We start from the raw sequence: 18,108 nt of genomic DNA on the forward strand, positions 1-18,108 counted from the left end.
TTAATATAAGAGTGGAAAAGCTGTTTGGGGCTGACGCTATCTGGTTATTTATGGATACGGAAGAAACGATCCGTAAATCCAATGGCAAAGGGGCTTAAATTCATGTCCATTGACCGCTTTATTCTGAGGAAACTGAATACCTGTCAGGAAGAACATACACGTGCCAATTTGGTTCGGCTGTTTGTCATTCGTATTCGTAAAGCCGAGATTGCGGAAGAACATGATGCCGCCTATGTCCTGAGCAAACTGCACTGAGTGATGGCTGATAATAATTTGCAATCCGCTGTTAACGTGTATACAACTCAAAAAAGGAAGCTTGTCTATAACGACAGCTTCCTTTTTCATGTCTTGTAATGACTGTGTCTTGGTTGACTCCTTTTAATATAACGATAAAGCAAGGGAGTCGTTTTCACTTCGACTGTGGAGAATGGCTTCTCCATTAACAATCTCAATACTAATTAAAGAATGCAGACATTTTTGAATGGCGCGTTTACCGTTGCTAATTTTATGCTCTAGAGCACTGCTAAGCAATCTTAATGTCTTCTGCATAGGTTGTTTGTTTTCTTGATTAAAATATACAGGGATTGATTTGTTTTGAAAGGTTATTAGGGTTCTCACTTGAAATCACCTCACGGTTGTTATTTCATACAGCTAATATTAAATTCCAATGCTTAAAATTACCTTAAAATCAGCTTATGAAAACATAAAGGTGGGTAATGTTTGAAAAGTGTTCACAATTCAATTGTGAGCGAAGGAATAAAAGTCCCGAAAAACGAATCTTAATTACCATTTAAATGGAACGAAAAACGATAATTTTCGTATCCTCGCAATATTTAATTGCATAACTGCCACGAAAGTTCTGAGTCAAATGTACGATATTTTAATATATACGTGGGTCATATGTAACAAAATTACAGGTGGTACATTGCAAACAGGGTGTTTATGTAAGAAAATAGGGTTGATATAACGATTCATTCTCTTTTTTTTGATTTAATCTGACATTAGGACAATTTACATATGAGACCATGGGAGGGATTCGGATGATTCTAACCGTGTATTCCGGCCGCGAGGAAGGAGAATGGTTCGACATCGATGTTCCGGACGAATGTACCATTGAACATTTGAAGACATTACTCGGCGTTCGCATTTTTGGACAGGCACCGGGAGACGGCATTCAGTACATCCTTGAAGCCAAGTTTCCGGAAGGTCTGTGGTTCTCTCCGCAGAACGCACAGCAGTTAATGGAAACAGGGCTGCGACAAGGCAGTTGCGTACGTGTCCAGCGGGCTTTTTCAACGACTTCGGAAGAAGCGCCTGTATATGGAAGACGTTCATTGTTTCAGCAGGACAGCAACGAATAGAGCTTTTGAACGTATACATTCATTATTGAACGAACTAAAGGAGGTCTTCTCTTCGTGAATGTGTTATATCAGCGTTCTCCAAGAATGACACCGGTTCTCAAGGAAGAGAGACTCGAAATACTCAGGCCTCCAACAGAACCGAGCAAACCCACGTTTTCCATGATATCCATTATTGTGCCGATCATGATGACCATGGTCAGCATTGGTTTCTACGTATATATCAATATGACCGGCAAAATGGGCAACAGCAATTATATGATGTTTCAGATGATGACGGTCATGATGATGCTTACTTCTTACACCATTCCATTCTTCGTGTATCTGAGCAATAAGAAATCATATCGCAAAAAATTGGAAGAACGAAAAATAATGTATCTTGCCCAACTGGACAAACACCGGGAAGAACTGAAAGAAGCTCAGGCGGAGCAAGTGAAGAGTCTGTACGAAATTCATGGTGATCCGGGTGTGTGTCTTCAAGTGGTGAAGAACCGGAACAGTTCCTTGTGGGAGCGTTCACCAGAGGATGATGATTTCCTTCAGGTGCGCATTGGTACGGGAGAGATTCCATTCCGCATCAAACTTCAGGTTCCGCGGATTGATGGTTATGAGAAGGATGAGCTGATTGAAGCGGCCCATGAACTTGCGGCTGAATTCCAGACGGTACCGGATGCTTCTATTACATTGCCTTTGTTCCAATCGAAGGTTATGGGACTTGTCGGTGATCGGGAGGAAGTGCTTGCTTCCCTGCGAGTCATCATCTCACAACTGACGGTACGCCATTCCCCGGATGAACTGAAGCTTGCTGCTTTCTATGAAGAAAAGGACAGCAAGGAATGGGACTGGCTTCGCTGGATGCCCCATATCTGGGATGAAGACCAAGGACAACGCTATATGGCCGACAGGCACAGCGGTGCGCATCAATTGGCGGACAGCTTGTTTTCCGTGTTGAATCGGCGTCGTAACAATAAGGAAGACCGCTACAAGAAAAGCGTACAAACGCCGTGTTACGTTGTAATTCTCTCCGATACGCAATTGATTGAAGAAGAACCGTTGCTTCCGCTGCTGCTGGAGTCGGCTCATGACATTGATGTATGCACCATTATACTGGCTAATCGCAAGGAGTCTCTACCGATGCATTGTCAGTTGATTATGGATGCCTCCAAAGGCAAAGGGGTGTATATCAAAAAAACGGAAGATGCGGATGTTATTCAGCAAACGTACAAGCCTGATGTAATCTCGAAGGAGATGGCAGAGGCACTTTCCCGATATATGTCACCGATTCGTTTGAAGCGTTCATCTGCGTCGGATATCCCGCAACTGCTCCCGTTATTCGATATGCTGAGCACATCACGTGTGGAGGATCTGGATGTGGTGTCCAGGTGGGGACAGACAAGATATCCTGACACACTTCCCGTACCTATGGGCGTAAGAGCTGGTGGCAAAAAAATTGCTCTTAACCTGCATGATAAAATCGAACGTCAGGGTCATGGGCCCCATGGTCTGATTGCAGGTACAACCGGTTCAGGTAAAAGTGAGGTCATTCAGTCCATCGTAGCCTCACTGGCTGCTGAATTTCATCCACATGATCTGGCGTTTATGTTGATTGACTATAAAGGTGGCGGGATGTCCAATACATTTGTTGATCTGCCTCATGTGGTAGGGACGATCACCAATCTGGATGGGAATCTGATCGAGCGGGCAAATATCTCACTTCGTGCCGAATTGGTCAGAAGGCAAAAAATATTAAATGATGCGGGAAACCTCCAGCATATTGATGAATATTACAAGATTCTGCGTTCCAGACATGAACAGCCACTGCCACATCTGGTTATTATCATTGACGAGTTTGCTCAATTGAAGAGGGACCAGCCGGAGTTCATGGATGAATTGATCAGTATCGCGGCGATTGGCCGGACACTTGGGGTTCATCTAATTCTGGCAACCCAAAAGCCAGCTGGTGTTGTGGACGATAAAATATGGAGTAATTCGCGCTTCCGGATCTGCCTTCGCGTACAGAGTGAGGGAGATAGCAGGGATATGATCAAGATTCCAAATGCTGCCTGGATTACAAAGCCTGGTCGTGGATATTTCCAGGTTGGTAGTGATGAAGTGTTTGAAGAAATGCAATTCGCCTGGAGTGGTGCACCGTATAACCAGCAGGAGGATTCAACAACGGTATTACCTGTTATGGAAGTGCGCCTGAACGGTAAGCGGGAGCCTCTGTTAACTGGAGAGCGCAGAGCCGTTCTCAAAGGTGAAGATGTTCCGAAACAGCTTCAGGTATTTATTGATTATGTTGCGCAGTCTGCAGCGGATGCGGGTATCCGTCGTTTGCCAGGACCGTGGTTGCCACCTTTACCAGAGACACTGGAATGGGAAGGTCTTCAGGAATGGCAGGAAGAAGAGAATCGGGATCTGCTGCTTGATGGCGGAGCGAGTGGTCTGAAACCACTGGTTGGTTTGCTGGATGATCTCCCTAATCAGCGCCAACAACCGCTCGCATTGCCTGTGGATCAAGGCCATCTGGTCGTGTACGGCATGCCAGGACTGGGCAAAACAACATTTGTTCAGACCTTGCTTATGTCTCTGGCCCGTTCCCATAGAACTGAGCCTTGGCATGGTTACATTATCGACATGGGCCGTATGATGAAAGACTTTGCAGCATTACCTCAGATCGGTGGCGTGATGATGGCTGAAGAGGAAGACCGGATCAAGCGGTTATTCCGCTATATTCTCAAGCTGTCAGCACAACGCAAAGATATCATCTCGGAGGCGGGGGTTAAAACGATTTCGGCGTACCGCCGTTCAGCTCACGCGGCAGTCCCGCAGGTTCTGATCGTTATTGATGGCTATCTTTCATTCCGCAATGCCTATCCGGAAGAAAATGAACTTCTGGAGACGATCCTGCGTGAAGGCGGAAGTCTGGGTATCACCTTTGTGCTTACTGCGAATCGGGTAACCGATGTATTTGAAAAATTCAGAAGCAATATTCCCAATGCGGTTTCATTTGAGTTATCCGATCCAAGCGATTATTATTATGCCGTGGGGAGACCTTCCAAGGCACCAAGCCAACTTCCGCCAGGAAGAGGCCTGGTCAAAGGGCAAGTGCCTCCATTAATGTTCCAGGCGGCATTACCTTCTTCAGGGGCAGATGAGGGCAAGCGTTCATCGGCACTGCGCCGTACGATTGCTGAGATTCGCCAAGGCTGGACAGGGGAAGAAGCGCCGCAGATTGCTCCACTTCCGGAAGAGATCAAACTGAAGGATCTGCTCATTCGGACAGGATCATATGGTCAGGCTTGGGATACATCGTCTGTAACTGTCCCTGTGGGATTGCTTACGGATGATCTGGAACCATTCGAGCTTAATCTGCGTGAAGGTCCGCATTTCATGGTAACGAGTCCGATGGAAGGCGGCAAAACAACATTTTTATTGACATGGATGTTATCACTGGCTTATCATGCTTCTCCGGAAGATGTGCAAATATACACAGTAGATATGCGTTATGGCTCAGGTGGGCTGGGGGAAATCAGCAGTTTGCCCCATGTCCGTGGACATGTATCGCGAGAAGAACAGCTTGCGCCTGTCATTCAACAGTTGTACGATGAAGTTCTGAAAAGAGGCGAGATTTCCGGTGGACCGGAACTTGTGCTTGTCATCGACGATGCGGACACCTTGTCCAAGCAGCTAAACGATTTTAATGTGAAAGATCAATTGGGAGCGATTGTTCGTCAAGGAAGGGATCGCGGTGTACACGTGATTCTATCCGGAGTTCCGGCAGACTTCCCAACCTTTGGTTCTGACTGGGTAACGGATGTGAAGGCTTCCCAGAGTGGAATGCTGTTCGGGACTTTAGACCCTAACGATCTCTCGTTCTTCCGTATACCTTATTCCGAATCTGGAGGTAGTTCAGGTGGGCTGAAGGTACTGCCTCCGGGTCAAGGTTATTATGTAAAACGTAAATATTCCAGGGTTAAAGGTGCAGTTCCATGTGATGACAGCTGGAAAATGACCGATTGGATTTCTGAAATTCGTGACCGATGGCATGTTGTAGTTTGAGGGGAGGTGGCTCATAATGTTGACGGTTCATGATTCTAAGCAAAAGGTAGTCACGTTGCAAACAAAGGAACTTTTTTTCCTGGCTGGTATTCTCGGTTCAGACCGACTGCTTGGTGTGGAAGATCCGTTTCGCGGCTATATGGCGGAGGATATCGCGATGGAGTGGGAGCGTGTCAAAACCTCCCTGCTTGACAAAGGATATCTGATTCGGGATCAGGATACCGATGAGCTGATCATGACACCGACCGTTTTCTCCAGGGTAGCCATTGCCGGATTGTCCGACAGAGCTTGTTGGATTCGCTACACGATCAACGGCAAGTCGTATGAGAGTTATATCCATTGCACGGATGAGCGGGTCGTTGAAGTTTCCCGTGTTGACGACGTACCGGACTCGTTCCGGCTCAGCGATCTGGGAAGTGTTCGTGAAGCCATTGATGTTCTGATAGAGCGGATGAAATGGAGCGGCCATTCTCCTGCGGAGAAACCGGCCCTAATGTGCTCCAAGAAAAAATTTTATGATGTCATGAATGAGCTCGAAAACAGCGGAGTACAGACCGTAGCAGCGGAACTCGAACAGGAGACAAGTGATCCTGAGGGCTCACTTGCACTGGCACGCTGTCTGGTGGGTAAGGAGTCAGACGGGGAGCTTAGGTTGCTTGTATGGAATGAAGACGGGTGGAAGTCGCAGTCGGCAGCATTTGCTGCAAGTGCGGTATCCAACTGGTTGTTCCGGATGAGCACTGCGGCTTCAGATGATTGGCTTGTTGCAGCACTAACGACTAGAGAACAGTTTCACGAGATGCTGCTGGACTGGCTTAAACAGCCTGCAGGGGAAGAGGAAAGGTGATGGTAAATGCGCATTCGTGTGGAACCGGATGTGCTTCGGGCACTGAGCAAGCAGATTCAGTATGCAGCGGAGCAAATACAGCAAAAGATGACAGTGTTGGATCAGGCGATTCATTCGCTGGAGTGGGAGGTTGAATCCCGCGCAGCGGTGATGAATGAATGGAATCACAGTAAACGACTGGGCGAGGATGCGCTGCGTCGATTAATGGACTTAAGCGTACAGCTGGGACGCAAAGCGTTGTTATTCCAGCAGGCAGACATGGAGTATCGTTCCGTGCTGAGTCATGTGAACACAGCCTATGGTAATGCGGTCAATATGCTGAATGTTCTTCAGAACAATCGTACAGGAGAAATCATGCCTGCACATTCTGCAACTGTAGCTGTAGTATCCGATCCCCTTTCCGCAATGGCGGCCGTATATCGTGTACAGGATGCCGCTCCGCCTGATGGCTCCCCGGCTACACTGGTGCAGGCTATGCAGCCTGAGCCTGTAGCATGGAGATTCACAGATCCTTCCTTTCGGGGAAGAAGAGGGACCGAGCCTGTTGTTTCCTGAACAGGGTGAATAAAAATAACAGCAGAAAGTGAATATTTTTTTTGTAAATAGGCTGTTAGGAGAAGTTTCAAGTGCTGAAAATGGGGTAAATAGGATTAGGTCCTTCGGCTTTTGTCCGATCGATCCTGGTATAGTACAATTTGAACAAGTAAAAATTTAATTGCACAAACCAAGGAGGAATTTACAAATGGCAGGACGTATTTTAGTTACCCCAGAGCAGCTTGATCAGGTTTCCAACCAATTTAAACAAAGCGGTGAGCAAAGTCAGCAAATCGTATCTACATTGACTCAATCCATCACAAGCATGGAAGGACAATGGGAAGGTATGACAAAGCAACGCTTCTTCCAAGAGTTCCAAGAAGCTAGCAAACAAATGCAATCATTCGTTCAAACGCTGAACAGCATCAGCGCTGAACTTACAGCTATTGCTAACAAATTCCGTACAGCTGACCAAGCTCGTTAATCTGCTTTACATAGATCAGGCCGATGTGAAGTCTGAATTCGTCCTGAATTATAGGTGGATAGCAAGCTGAAGATGTACAACTACAGCAAAAACCGGGCGTTTTCACAACACCCGGTTTTTGTTGCAACTATGACACTAGGACAGAGAGAGGGATAAGCATGTCTTTTCAACCAAATCCCGGGGATGAAGTGGTGATTAACGACATTGCCTATACGATTGGGCAACATCCGGCTGCGCCGGGTCTGGCTTATGCCCAAGCCGGAAGGCAGGGGATTGTTTATCAGTTGTTACCCCGAAATGGTTCCATTCATGGGGCTAAAGCACTAAAAGTATTTTTTCCTAAATTCCGTATTCCGGCTATGGTATATCAGTCTGAACATATGGAGTCTTATAGTGAACTGCCAGGTTTGCAGGTATGCAAGCGTGATGTGCTCACTCCGGAAAGAAACGGAGCGCTCATTGGAAAACATCCCGATCTGTTATATGCGGTGTTGATGCCATGGGTGCAAGGTCAGACCTGGTTCGATGTGATCAGTGATCAGAGACAGTTGACGGCTGAGGAGAGCCTGAAGCTGGCTAGAGCGCTTGCTGGAACAGGTTCGGCTATGGAACAACGTGGACTGGCTCATTGCGATATGTCCGCTCCCAATGTAATGATTCCGTTTTTTTCCGAAGTGGAGAACCTGGGGAAGATGTCTGCGGTAGAACTGGTGGATGTCGAGCAGATGTACGGTTCCAAGATGGATCGTCCGGATGCCCTGCTTGCCGGGTCACCCGGTTATGCAGCCCATCGAACAGTGCACAGCGGTTTGTGGAGTTCATATGCTGACCGATTTGCCGGAGCTGTTATCATTGCTGAAATGTTAAGCTGGTCCGACCCTGTGATTGTAGAGAAGGCGTGGGGCGAAAGTTATTTTGATCAGCATGAAATGCAAACGGTGAGTGAACGGTATTATGCGATGCGGGAGTCCCTTGAGAAGCGTTGGGGTTCCAAACTGTCCGATCTGTTTATTCGAGCTTGGGAAAGTCACGATCTGAGCAGCTGTCCGACGTTTGGTGAGTGGTATGTTGCATTGGCTGCGGTAGACGTGGATCAGGCCAATGCAGCGGCTGCTGTGACAGCGGAAGAAAAAGCTGCCAATTCGTCCGAAGCTGATGTGAATCTGAAAAAGAGCTCAGAACCAGTAAGTGAACCGGTGAATACGCAAGAAGGGAACCGTCCTCAAACGCCGCACTCTCCCGATCAGGAAGCGGTTGTGAACCGTCTGTTCCTGCAAGCAAGAGCCCTGGAGGATGAAGATAAACCGGCTGCGGCACTGGAAGTGTACCGCTCGCTTTATCATTTTATTCCTCATAACAGCGCGATGCAGATGGAAGTCGAGGCTGCAATCAAGGAACTGGATGCCAAGCTTAATCCAAAAGAAGACACAGACAAGCCCGTACCTGTGCCATTCTACAGATCCAAAAAGTTCATGATTTCCTCCGCTGTGCTTATTGTATTGCTGGCAGGTGGCGTGCCAACGGTCAAAATACTCGCCGATCAGGCAGAGGTGAAACAGAAAGAACAGCAGGAAGCCACACGATTGGCAGATATCAAAGCTGCGGAAGAGGCTGAAGCAGCAAAGGCAGCTGCGCTCAAACATCAGGAAGAGCAAGAGAAACAAAAGGCCGCAGATGCTGCAAAACTGGACGCACAGGAAAAGAAAAAACTTGCTGAAGCCAAGCAGAAGGAAGCTGAAGCAAAGAAAAAAGAAGAAGAACGTAAGGCGTTACAGGCCAAATACGACAAACAGGCGAAATATGAGGCCTTTCTGGTGAAGCAGGAACAGCAGAAGAAAGAAGCTGCTAAGAGAGCGCAGCAGGAGAAGTACGATAAACAGGCAAAATATGAAGCTTATCTGGTCTGGAAAAAAGAGAATGATGCCAAGCTTGCAAAACAGGAAGCGGAGCGTAAAGCGGCAGCTGAAGTTAAACGTCAACAGGAGATTGCTCAGAAAGCAGCTCTGAAGAAAAAACGTGCCCAGAATGTGGTCACGCTGATTGCTCATTACAATAAAACGTATAACGCGCAAAAAGGCAGAAAAATTGAAAATGCGGAATCGTATGCCCGTGATTTCAAAAATCTTTACAATACCGATGCTTCCTATTTCAAAGGTGTTGGCAAAGTAGCCGCTCGAATGAGTGCCATTAACAAATTTCTGAGCAACAACAGTTACAAGTTGCCCAACTTATAAATAACGTGAATGATGGAGGTGACTCACCCTAGATGAACTACACGATTCAAGCATCACAGCGTACACCTGCACTTATTATATATTTAATTGATATTAGCGCCTCAATGAACATGGTTCTGGAAAATCGTCGACGGATTGACGTCGTCTATGATGCCTTATCTCTTGCGATTCGCCAAATGGTGTTTCGGTCTACCAAGGGAAATCGTCTGACACCTCGCTATCGTATAGCCATATTGGCTTACAGCGATGATGTATATGACTTGTTGAACGGAATCAAAGGAATTGACGAGATCGCTGCCGTTGGTTCTTTGCCTGACCTGACACCGAGACGGTTTTCAGATTCTGCGAAGGCTTTCCTGCAGGCGGAAAAGATTCTACAGGCCGAAATTCCGAATATGCAGGATTGTCCTGCGCCACTTGTATGCCACATGACCGACGGGGTGGCTACAGGTGAAGATCCCGAGCCGATTGCCAAAAGAATCATGGGCATGAGTGTGCCGGACGGCAATGTACTGGTGGAGAACATTTTTATATCGGATCATCTGCTGGAAGGGCCAATTGCTGAGCCTAGAAGATGGAAGGGAATCTCTTCGGAAACGAATCTACAGGATGAGCATGGAGAGAAGCTGCGGAATATGTCATCCGTTCTGCCCGAAAGTTATCGGGAAATGCTTGTTGAAGCTGATTATTTGCTTGCACCCGGTGCACTCATGATGCTGCCAGGTACATGTGCAGAATTGGTATCAATCGGGTTCCAGATGTCCGCTGCTACGCCTGTGAGATAGGAGGGGAATCATGAGAGCGATGCGTTTGGCAACATTGTCTGCTGGAGATAAGGGGGGCCATGCCGAGCAACGGCATGGCAACTTTCGCTATGTGAGTGTACAGACCGGGGAACAGCCGCTAACTCGCTATCAGGGCACATTTAAGTGCAGATATGGTTATGGCAGAGCTGCCGAGACCGTACATCAGGGAGATACCGGACAGGACTTTGCTGCGGTACGTATGAAAGGGAATATCTGCAATTTTGTTTTGTGTGATGGCGTAGGTATGAGTTACCTGGGCGATTTTGCAGCGCGTTTTCTAGGGAATGCTTTGCTGGATTGGTTGGAAACAACGCAACACACAACGGTAGAAGGTGTTGAGCGTCTTCTCCATGATCTTACCCTTCCCGCATCGGAGCAATTGGAGAAATTACAGCCACTGGAAAGTTCCCCTTTGTTGCTGCGTGAAGTGTTGATGGAAAAGCGAAGTCGGGGCAGTCAGGCCATGTATGTGTGTGGGCGGATCGAGCTCACCGGAGGCGGACGCAAAAGTCGGGTGTGGCTTGCGTGGCAAGGAGATTCCCGCATTCGTCTGTGGCGTAATGGCCAGGAACAGTCTGAATTATTTCAGACTCACTGCAAGACAAATGAGCGTTGGTCTACACTCGAAGGCCCCGTTGGAGGTAAACCGCACATCTATGAGACAAAAGGTTCAGCAGGTGATTCGCTGCGGCTCCAGTTATATACGGATGGACTGAACGACCTGGATGCCATTCAAGCCTATGTCCCGGATGAACACATTCAGGTACTGCTGGATGCTACACATACGGGCGGACTTGAAGATGATGCCGCTTTCATTGAGCTGGAATGGTGAGTGCCAGTTATAAAGTTGTGGACTGATCCTGAAGTTGCTGTGACGTTGGTGTAGATCAACGGTGAAAAAACTTGCTGGTGTTGATTTAAAAGACACTCTTTTTGGGTAATCTTGTGAAGAATTGATTTTAAGTGTGTGTTCAAAAAGGTCGGTTTTCAGTACCAAGAAGATGGGATAAAGCTAGAAATGGAGTAGCGGAGCGTAGATAGAGCTACGTGAGCAACGGACATTTCGGCTGAATTCCATATTCGATGCTGATGGTGCCGTTAGGCACCTTTCGTAATCAAAAGCGGACTTTTTGAACAACCTCTTTAACGATGAGCTTGAACGTACATTCTTACATAATTGCTAAATCAAAGGAGTGGGATGGATAATGACACAACATAACGGCAAGTCACGGTTCCAAGGTAAGGTTGCGATTATTACCGGAGCAGGCTCCGGAATTGGGAAGGCCACTGCGGTCAAGCTGGCTAAAGAGGGTGCACATGTTGCATTGTTTGATCTGGTGAATGATCGGATCTCGGAAACGGAAGCACAGATTAATGCGCTGCACCCTGATGCGGCAAGAGCATTTGATGTAGACATTTCCGACCCGGCACGTGTGGAAAAGGCTGTACTTGAAACCGTTGAGTTATTCGGCGGTTTGGATATTGTTTTTGCCAATGCGGGCATTAACGGTGTATCGGCACCCATTGAGGAGATTCAGGTTGAAGATTGGCAGCAGATTATTACAACCAACCTGAATGGTACATTTTTCACGATTAAATATGCATTGCCTCACGTGAAAAAACGGGGTGGCGGCAGTATTATCATTACGAGTTCGATTAATGGCAATCAACGCTTCTCAAGCTTTGGCATGTCGGCGTACAGCACGTCGAAGGCAGGACAGGTTGCTTTTGCCAAGATGGCTGCGCTTGAGCTGGCGAAGTTCAAGATACGTGTGAACGTGATCTGCCCAGGAGCGATTGCGACGAATATCGATCAAAGTACGGTCAAAACGGATGATCTGCAGCAGATCATTATTCCAATGGAGTTCCCGGAAGGACAGCAGCCACTTGCGGACGGGCCGGGTCAGCCGGAACATGTTGCGGATCTGGTAAGCTTCCTCGCATCGTCCGAATCCAGACATATTACCGGAGCAGAGATCGTTATTGATGGTGCCGAATCATTGCTCAGCTAAGTGAGCATTCTGGATAAATTCCATTTTACTTAAGTCGTGTCTTAGGATATGTCTGCGATAGTCGTTCCTCTGGAACGGCTTTTTTTGTTATAATGCTAACATTCGAATAGAGATACTGAAGAGCAGTAGGGTACATTCATTAGGAGCGATTATATGCATATAGAGTTACCGATACAAGAGATTATTCCTGAGTTAAGACAGTTATTTCGGGATCAAGATACAGGTGTGTTAATTGCAGAGCCAGGAGCGGGAAAAACGACTGTTGTACCGCTGGCTTTGCTGGAGGAGCCGTGGGTAGCGGGACGGAAAATCATTATGCTGGAACCTCGAAGGCTGGCTGCGCGTTCGGCTGCATCGAGACTGGCGGCTACGCTTGGAGAAAAAGCGGGTCAGACCGTAGGATATCGTGTACGCATGGATACCCGGGTGAGTCAGGTGACACGGATTGAAGTTGTGACGGAAGGGGTATTGACCCGGATGTTGCAACAGGACCAGGGGCTTGAGGATACGGCGATGATTATATTTGATGAATTCCATGAGCGGCATCTACATGGGGATTTGGGTCTGGCTCTAGCCTTGGAATCGCGAGCGATGTTACGTCCAGATCTAAAATTGCTGGTGATGTCGGCTACCCTAGATCCTGTTCCCGTCTGTGCATTGCTTGGCGAAGGTACAGGATCAATTCATTGTCCGGGGCGCACGTTTCCGGTGGAAACACGATATGTGCCGAGACCAGCAGCCATGCCACTGGAACAATTCACGGCTCAGACGGTGACCAAGGCATTAGCTGAACAGGAGGGGGACGTGCTTGTTTTCCTTCCTGGCGCAAGAGAGATACACCGTACAGAGCGGGAGTTATCAAATGGTTCTCTTCCTGGACATGTGAAAGTTCATTCCCTATATGGCAGTATGCCGGTGGAACAACAGGATGAGGCCATACGCCCGGCGGCTGAGGGCTCGCGCAAAGTTGTGCTGTCCACCTCCATTGCGGAATCCAGCCTCACACTCGCTGGAGTTAAGATTGTGGTGGATGCGGGACTGAGTCGTGCATCGGCATTCTCGCCGCGCACGGGAATGAGCCGACTTGTCACCCTGCCGGTGTCCAAGGCGTCAGCCGACCAACGGCGGGGTCGTGCAGGGCGAATTGCCCCGGGGGTGTGTTACCGGCTATGGAGCGAAGAGGTTCACGGGGGACTGCCTGAGGCAGCTCGCCCGGAGATCACCTCCGCGGATCTTGCGCCGCTGGCGCTGGAGCTTGCCGTCTGGGGTGTCCAGTCCCCAGCAGAGCTGCAATGGCTGGACACCCCGCCTGACGCCGCCTACGGCCAGGCTCAGGCGCTGCTGCGCCAGCTGGGCGGCCTGGACGACGCAGGCCGCATCACGCCCTTCGGGCGGCGGATGAACACGCTTGGCGTGCATCCGCGACTGGCCAGCATGCTGCTCCGCGCGGCGGAGCTTGGGCTGGCCAGCTACGCCAGCATGCTGGCGGCACTGCTGCAGGAGCCTGCGGGCCTTCGCAGCAGTGGCAGTGCAGGCGCGGGCACGGACCTCCGCCCGCGCGTAGAGGCGCTGCTGACCGCGGACAGCAGCGGCATGTCTCAAGCGGCCGCGGCTGTCGCAGACGGCGCGGCCGTGCGGCGCATGCTCCAGGAGAGCCGCCAGCTGCGCTCGGCGCTCGGCCCGGCGGTCGATCCGGTGCGGCCGGATGAGGAAAGCTGCGGATTGCTGCTGTCCTTCGCCTATCCGGACCGGATCGGGCAACGCCGGGAGGACGGCCGCTATCTGCTGAGCAGCGGCCGCGGCGTACGGCTCGCAGCGACAGAATCGCTGAGCCGTTCAGCGTATCTGGTCGCAGCCGAGGCAGACGACCAGGGCGCAGATGCTCGCATCCTGCTGGCTGCGCCGCTGCAGGAGCAGACATTGGTGCAGGCAGGGCAGCACTTGCTGCACAATGAAGTACAAGTGGCCTGGGATTCCAATACCCGCAGCGTTCGCGCACATAAGAGACTTCGTATTGGAGCCCTTGTGATTAAAGAGAGCAGTATTGCACAGCCACCTGAAGATCAGGTGCTGGAAGCACTGTTAACCGGAATACGGATGGAAGGGCTTGATTGTTTGCCCTGGACAAAAACATCCAGACAACTTGCGGACAGGCTGCGGTTCCTGCATCTCCATCTACCTGAGTGGCCCGACCTGATCGAAGATAATCTAACAGAAGAGTTGGCAGAACATCTTACCCCTTATCTGATAGGCATGCGATCGGCAGCCGACCTGAAGAGATTGTCGATGCAGGATGTATTACTGGGTGGATTGAGCTGGACGCAACGACAACAACTGGACGATGAAGCGCCGACGCATATACAGGTGCCCAGTGGTTCTCGTATTCCCGTGGACTACAGTCGTCCAGAGGACCCGGCGCTGGCGGTAAGATTACAGGAGATGTTTGGACAACAGGAGACACCGCGTATAGCGGGTGGGCGAGTCCCGTTGACCATCCACCTATTATCACCGGCTCAGCGACCTGTACAGGTCACACGAGACTTGGCGAATTTCTGGCGAGAGACGTACTTTGACGTCAAAAAAGACCTGAAAGGTCGTTATCCGAAGCACTACTGGCCGGATAATCCACTTGAAGCGGTCGCCACGAATCGAGCCAAACCACGGGGCAAGTAGATGAATTACTTCATTCTTTAAGACATCAACGATTCCATATAAACTAAAATGAAGACCCAAAGGCTAATAAGCCGTCCCCGGTTCCTTAGAATATCGTCTGGACAATTCACCAGAATCAGCCAGTCTGGACTTCAAGATGATTTGGACGCCGACGTCCTTCAACGTAGAGCATGCCTGACAACGTATCATATGCCTGAGTTTGAAGACACACCATGATGAGGAATAAAAAGGAATGAATCTCAGCAATTATTTGCTATCAACACATAGTATATTGACTTGCGAGCGTTTAAAAGAAACTTAGGCGGGTAATAACATAGCGAACCACTCAATAATATGAGGAGGAATTCACTATGCAGAAGAAAATCGTAGGTGTGTTTAATACAGAACGTGAAGCATCACAGGCTATCGAAGGTCTGAAAGCACAAGGATTCACTTCAGACGAAATCTCCGTTGTTACACAGGATCGGGATGAACTGAAGGCTATTCGGGAAGAGACAGGTACCAAAGCCCCTGAAGGTGTGGCTGCTGGTGCAGCAACAGGTGGTGTCCTTGGTGGCGTAGCCGGTCTGCTCGCAGGTATCGGTGCACTAGCCATACCCGGCATAGGACCGATTCTGGCCGCAGGCCCTATTGCAGCAGCATTTACCGGTGCAGCTGTAGGTGCGGGAGCTGGCGGACTTGTGGGTGGACTTGTGGGACTTGGTATTCCGGAAGAGGACGCTAAACAGTATGAGGAGTATGTACAGAATGGTAAAATCCTGCTGCTCGTAGATTCTACGGATCGGGACTCCGATGTGTACGATGTGTTCAGTGGCAACAGCCAGCTTAACCGGGACAGAGCCGAAGCAGCTCATCGCGGAGATGTGCCAGCCGAACGTCCGGATCTGGATATGGAAGAACGCAGATTGGAAGCCCAAAACAAGGCAGCGCGATTCGGTAACAATACATTCCTGTAATCTTGCCGCGAATTTAATCGGTATGAAATAAAAACCAATGACTTATTATCTGCAAAATGGAATGACATATATGATCCACCAGATGGTCATTAGCCGGTTTCCTTAAGGGAAGCCGGCTTTTGTCCCTGTGTTATAGTAGTTGTGCATAATAAAATGATGATGGTTTTTTAACCCAGTCAAGCAGGGAATAACAATACATAAAGCAGAATAGCCAAAGCGAGTCCAATCACCAGTAACATCATGGTAAGAAACCGGATTAATCCGGTCGATGCCTGAAATGTCTGTTCATTGATTTGTGTACGCTTCCGATGATAGGCCGCTGCCGAATATAAAATGATGGATATGCCGCCAATCAGAGAAGTGATACCGGTAATAATCGCCGCAATATGCGCAAGCCGATCATACGCCGATGAATTGAAACCAAATCCGGCAGCAAGAAAGCCAATGCCCGCCATGGCAATACCGGTGCGTACCCAGGCCAGAAAAGTTCGCTCGTTAGCCAGATGTTGTTGGACATACTTGGAATCGGTAGTGGTTACGTCTTTGTCTGTTAAAGAAATGTGTATCAACTCCGTTCATTAAATATACGGCTTCATTGTACTTTGTTTTTATCGCAAAACCAAGAAAGGATGGCTGAATGTATGCCTCGCAAAGAACGAATTACAGAAATAGAGAGCTTAAGGGGAATCGCCTTTGGAGCGGTGGTTCTCCAGCATTCCATCGCACATTACTCATTAGTCCCGGAAACGAGACTGGAGGATGGCGTGTTACTGGCCATACTGCTGATGCTCTCCAAATTTGCAGTTCCTTTATTCATATTCATAACAGGTATGGTGCTCTTCTATAACACGGGAGACAAGCTGAATTACGGCAAGTTTATGAGAAAAAGAGTAAACGACGTGATCGTGCCTTATCTGATCTGGTCACTCATTTATTTTACACTTGCACCGCGGGGCTGGACCGGATTTGGATGGAATGACATCCCGGACCTGGGCCTGAAGTTGCTTACGGGCAAAACGACTTCACACTTTTGGTACATCATTATGTTGATTCAGTTTTATCTGTTATTTCCGCTCTTTTTGCGTGCCATTCGTTATGTATATAACCGATATGAGGCTAAGGGGCGCTTGATCGCATTATTGATTTCTGGTGTGGTGTATCTTGTACTTGCGGATCAATTAAGAAACATCGCCAAGTTCATGGAACGGGTGGATATCCCGGTGCTGACAGATGCTTTTACAACGTATGCAGACCGCAATTTCCTCTATTTCTTTATTTATTTTGTACTTGGTGCAGCAGCGGGGTTATCCGTCCAACACTGGAATGAATGGATTCATCGATTGCGCTGGATATACTGGACAGTGTTTATTGTTCTGGGTCTGCGGTTTACTTATTTATTAATGTTGGAGTTTCAGAAGCCGGAAGGAATCAAAATTACATTCTACACAGTCAGCTTGATCCGCCCTGATATGGCACTCTTTCTGATCGCTTCCATTATGGTCATGTACCAGCTGGCAGGGAAACTGCATAACCTCAGGGCTACACGATTGCTGAGATGGATTGGTGGTGTATCGTATGGCGGTTATCTGATGCATATGTTGATGCTGCGGTATAGCTACATTCCGGATGAGTTGTTGTACGTTGCTATGGGCTGGAACCCTGTCGTCCGAATGATCATCACCTGGTTGTTGGCTCTTGCATTATCCTGTGTACTGACATGGCTTATCTCGCGTGTAAGCTGGGGCAAATGGATTGTGGGAACCGTACCGAAGTCTGTCCGCGATAAATGAATCCATCAACATATGAAAAATTCATAATAGATTACCACAGTCGCACAGAAGTGTACGGGAGTACGAGAGTATACGATCACAAGATAAAGAAGCACAGGTAGTACAGCCTTTACAGCTTGTGCACAGTCTTTCTTATTATTAAAATTCGTTCACACGACTCTCTGAGCTCTGAAATAAACAACTTTTAAACTAATTTCATAACTCACTAAAAATGAATTTCTGTAACTGGATATAGACAAATTGAACCGTTTCGATCTATATCCAGCCTTGATTGAAGCAGCTAAAGGTATTATGAAATTAATTCTTTTGAATAAAAATTAAAATTTCATTACCTGAAAAATTCACAACAGAA

The 18,108-nt window shown here is 48.3% G+C and carries 15 protein-coding genes; 13 read left to right on the forward strand and 2 right to left on the reverse strand.

What is annotated here, in order from left to right; all coding sequences use genetic code 11:
• The first annotated feature begins 102 nt into the window (after positions 1-102).
• Positions 103-255, forward strand: coding sequence for a hypothetical protein (locus MKY66_RS11680; RefSeq protein ID WP_164783094.1), 153 nt, complete (start codon positions 103-105; stop codon positions 253-255).
• Positions 256-378: 123 nt separating this feature from the next.
• Here the strand turns inward: MKY66_RS11680 and MKY66_RS11685 are convergent, their stop codons facing one another.
• Positions 379-618 (reverse strand): hypothetical protein, encoded by a 240-nt coding sequence (locus tag MKY66_RS11685; protein WP_074094612.1) that lies wholly within the window; start codon positions 616-618, stop codon positions 379-381.
• A 422-nt stretch (positions 619-1,040) separates the two neighbouring features.
• Between MKY66_RS11685 and MKY66_RS11690 the strand changes: the two genes are divergently transcribed.
• The 11 genes from MKY66_RS11690 (at position 1,041) to MKY66_RS11740 (ending at position 15,966) form a co-directional block, all read left to right on the forward strand.
• Positions 1,041-1,361 carry a hypothetical protein gene (locus MKY66_RS11690; protein WP_074094613.1) on the forward strand — a complete coding sequence of 107 codons (321 nt, stop codon included), beginning with the start codon at positions 1,041-1,043 and terminating at the stop codon, positions 1,359-1,361.
• 54 nt (positions 1,362-1,415) lie between these two features.
• Positions 1,416-5,420 (forward strand): type VII secretion protein EssC, encoded by a 4,005-nt coding sequence (essC, locus tag MKY66_RS11695; protein ID WP_076208841.1) that lies wholly within the window; start codon positions 1,416-1,418, stop codon positions 5,418-5,420.
• Positions 5,421-5,436: 16 nt separating this feature from the next.
• Entirely contained in the window at positions 5,437-6,267 is an 831-nt protein-coding gene (locus MKY66_RS11700) for a hypothetical protein (RefSeq protein WP_047842537.1), read from the forward strand.
• Between the two features lie 6 nt (positions 6,268-6,273).
• A complete protein-coding gene (locus MKY66_RS11705; protein WP_017689072.1) occupies positions 6,274-6,822 on the forward strand; it encodes a WXG100 family type VII secretion target in 549 nt (182 codons plus the stop codon).
• 187 nt (positions 6,823-7,009) lie between these two features.
• Positions 7,010-7,285 carry a WXG100 family type VII secretion target gene (locus MKY66_RS11710; protein ID WP_017689071.1) on the forward strand — a complete coding sequence of 92 codons (276 nt, stop codon included), beginning with the start codon at positions 7,010-7,012 and terminating at the stop codon, positions 7,283-7,285.
• 158 nt (positions 7,286-7,443) lie between these two features.
• The gene (locus tag MKY66_RS11715) at positions 7,444-9,519 is read left to right on the forward strand and encodes a hypothetical protein (protein WP_076208840.1); all 2,076 of its coding nucleotides are present in this window, start codon (positions 7,444-7,446) and stop codon (positions 9,517-9,519) included.
• 32 nt (positions 9,520-9,551) lie between these two features.
• Positions 9,552-10,304, forward strand: coding sequence for a vWA domain-containing protein (locus MKY66_RS11720; RefSeq protein ID WP_017689069.1), 753 nt, complete (start codon positions 9,552-9,554; stop codon positions 10,302-10,304).
• A 10-nt stretch (positions 10,305-10,314) separates the two neighbouring features.
• Entirely contained in the window at positions 10,315-11,157 is an 843-nt protein-coding gene (locus MKY66_RS11725) for a hypothetical protein (protein WP_076208839.1), read from the forward strand.
• Between the two features lie 373 nt (positions 11,158-11,530).
• Positions 11,531-12,337, forward strand: coding sequence for an SDR family NAD(P)-dependent oxidoreductase (locus MKY66_RS11730; RefSeq protein ID WP_076208838.1), 807 nt, complete (start codon positions 11,531-11,533; stop codon positions 12,335-12,337).
• A gap of 153 nt (positions 12,338-12,490) precedes the next feature.
• Positions 12,491-15,010 (forward strand): ATP-dependent helicase HrpB, encoded by a 2,520-nt coding sequence (hrpB, locus tag MKY66_RS11735; protein ID WP_076208837.1) that lies wholly within the window; start codon positions 12,491-12,493, stop codon positions 15,008-15,010.
• Positions 15,011-15,360: 350 nt separating this feature from the next.
• Positions 15,361-15,966: a general stress protein gene (locus MKY66_RS11740; RefSeq protein ID WP_017689064.1), complete on the forward strand. Its 606-nt coding sequence runs from the start codon at positions 15,361-15,363 to the stop codon at positions 15,964-15,966.
• 176 nt (positions 15,967-16,142) lie between these two features.
• Here the strand turns inward: MKY66_RS11740 and MKY66_RS11745 are convergent, their stop codons facing one another.
• Positions 16,143-16,535: a DUF202 domain-containing protein gene (locus tag MKY66_RS11745; RefSeq protein ID WP_256704103.1), complete on the reverse strand. Its 393-nt coding sequence runs from the start codon at positions 16,533-16,535 to the stop codon at positions 16,143-16,145.
• Positions 16,536-16,607: 72 nt separating this feature from the next.
• Between MKY66_RS11745 and MKY66_RS11750 the strand changes: the two genes are divergently transcribed.
• On the forward strand, positions 16,608-17,756 hold the full coding sequence (locus tag MKY66_RS11750) for an acyltransferase (protein ID WP_076208836.1): 1,149 nt from the start codon (positions 16,608-16,610) through the stop codon (positions 17,754-17,756).
• Positions 17,757-18,108 lie beyond the last annotated feature (352 nt).

Source organism: Paenibacillus sp. FSL R5-0766 (assembly GCF_037971845.1).
Lineage (GTDB): Bacteria > Bacillota > Bacilli > Paenibacillales > Paenibacillaceae > Paenibacillus.

Bases quoted from the DNA above. Each gene is read 5' to 3' on its own strand.
- MKY66_RS11700 (WP_047842537.1), top strand. From the start codon at position 5,437: ATGTTGACGGTTCATGATTCTAAGCAAAAGGTAGTCACGTTGCAAACA.
- MKY66_RS11730 (WP_076208838.1), top strand. From the start codon at position 11,531: ATGACACAACATAACGGCAAGTCACGGTTCCAAGGTAAGGTTGCGATT.
- MKY66_RS11750 (WP_076208836.1), top strand. From the start codon at position 16,608: ATGCCTCGCAAAGAACGAATTACAGAAATAGAGAGCTTAAGGGGAATC.
- MKY66_RS11710 (WP_017689071.1), top strand. From the start codon at position 7,010: ATGGCAGGACGTATTTTAGTTACCCCAGAGCAGCTTGATCAGGTTTCC.
- MKY66_RS11690 (WP_074094613.1), top strand. From the start codon at position 1,041: ATGATTCTAACCGTGTATTCCGGCCGCGAGGAAGGAGAATGGTTCGAC.
- MKY66_RS11720 (WP_017689069.1), top strand. From the start codon at position 9,552: ATGAACTACACGATTCAAGCATCACAGCGTACACCTGCACTTATTATA.
- MKY66_RS11725 (WP_076208839.1), top strand. From the start codon at position 10,315: ATGAGAGCGATGCGTTTGGCAACATTGTCTGCTGGAGATAAGGGGGGC.
- MKY66_RS11715 (WP_076208840.1), top strand. From the start codon at position 7,444: ATGTCTTTTCAACCAAATCCCGGGGATGAAGTGGTGATTAACGACATT.
- MKY66_RS11680 (WP_164783094.1), top strand. From the start codon at position 103: ATGTCCATTGACCGCTTTATTCTGAGGAAACTGAATACCTGTCAGGAA.
- MKY66_RS11705 (WP_017689072.1), top strand. From the start codon at position 6,274: ATGCGCATTCGTGTGGAACCGGATGTGCTTCGGGCACTGAGCAAGCAG.
- hrpB (WP_076208837.1), top strand. From the start codon at position 12,491: ATGCATATAGAGTTACCGATACAAGAGATTATTCCTGAGTTAAGACAG.
- MKY66_RS11740 (WP_017689064.1), top strand. From the start codon at position 15,361: ATGCAGAAGAAAATCGTAGGTGTGTTTAATACAGAACGTGAAGCATCA.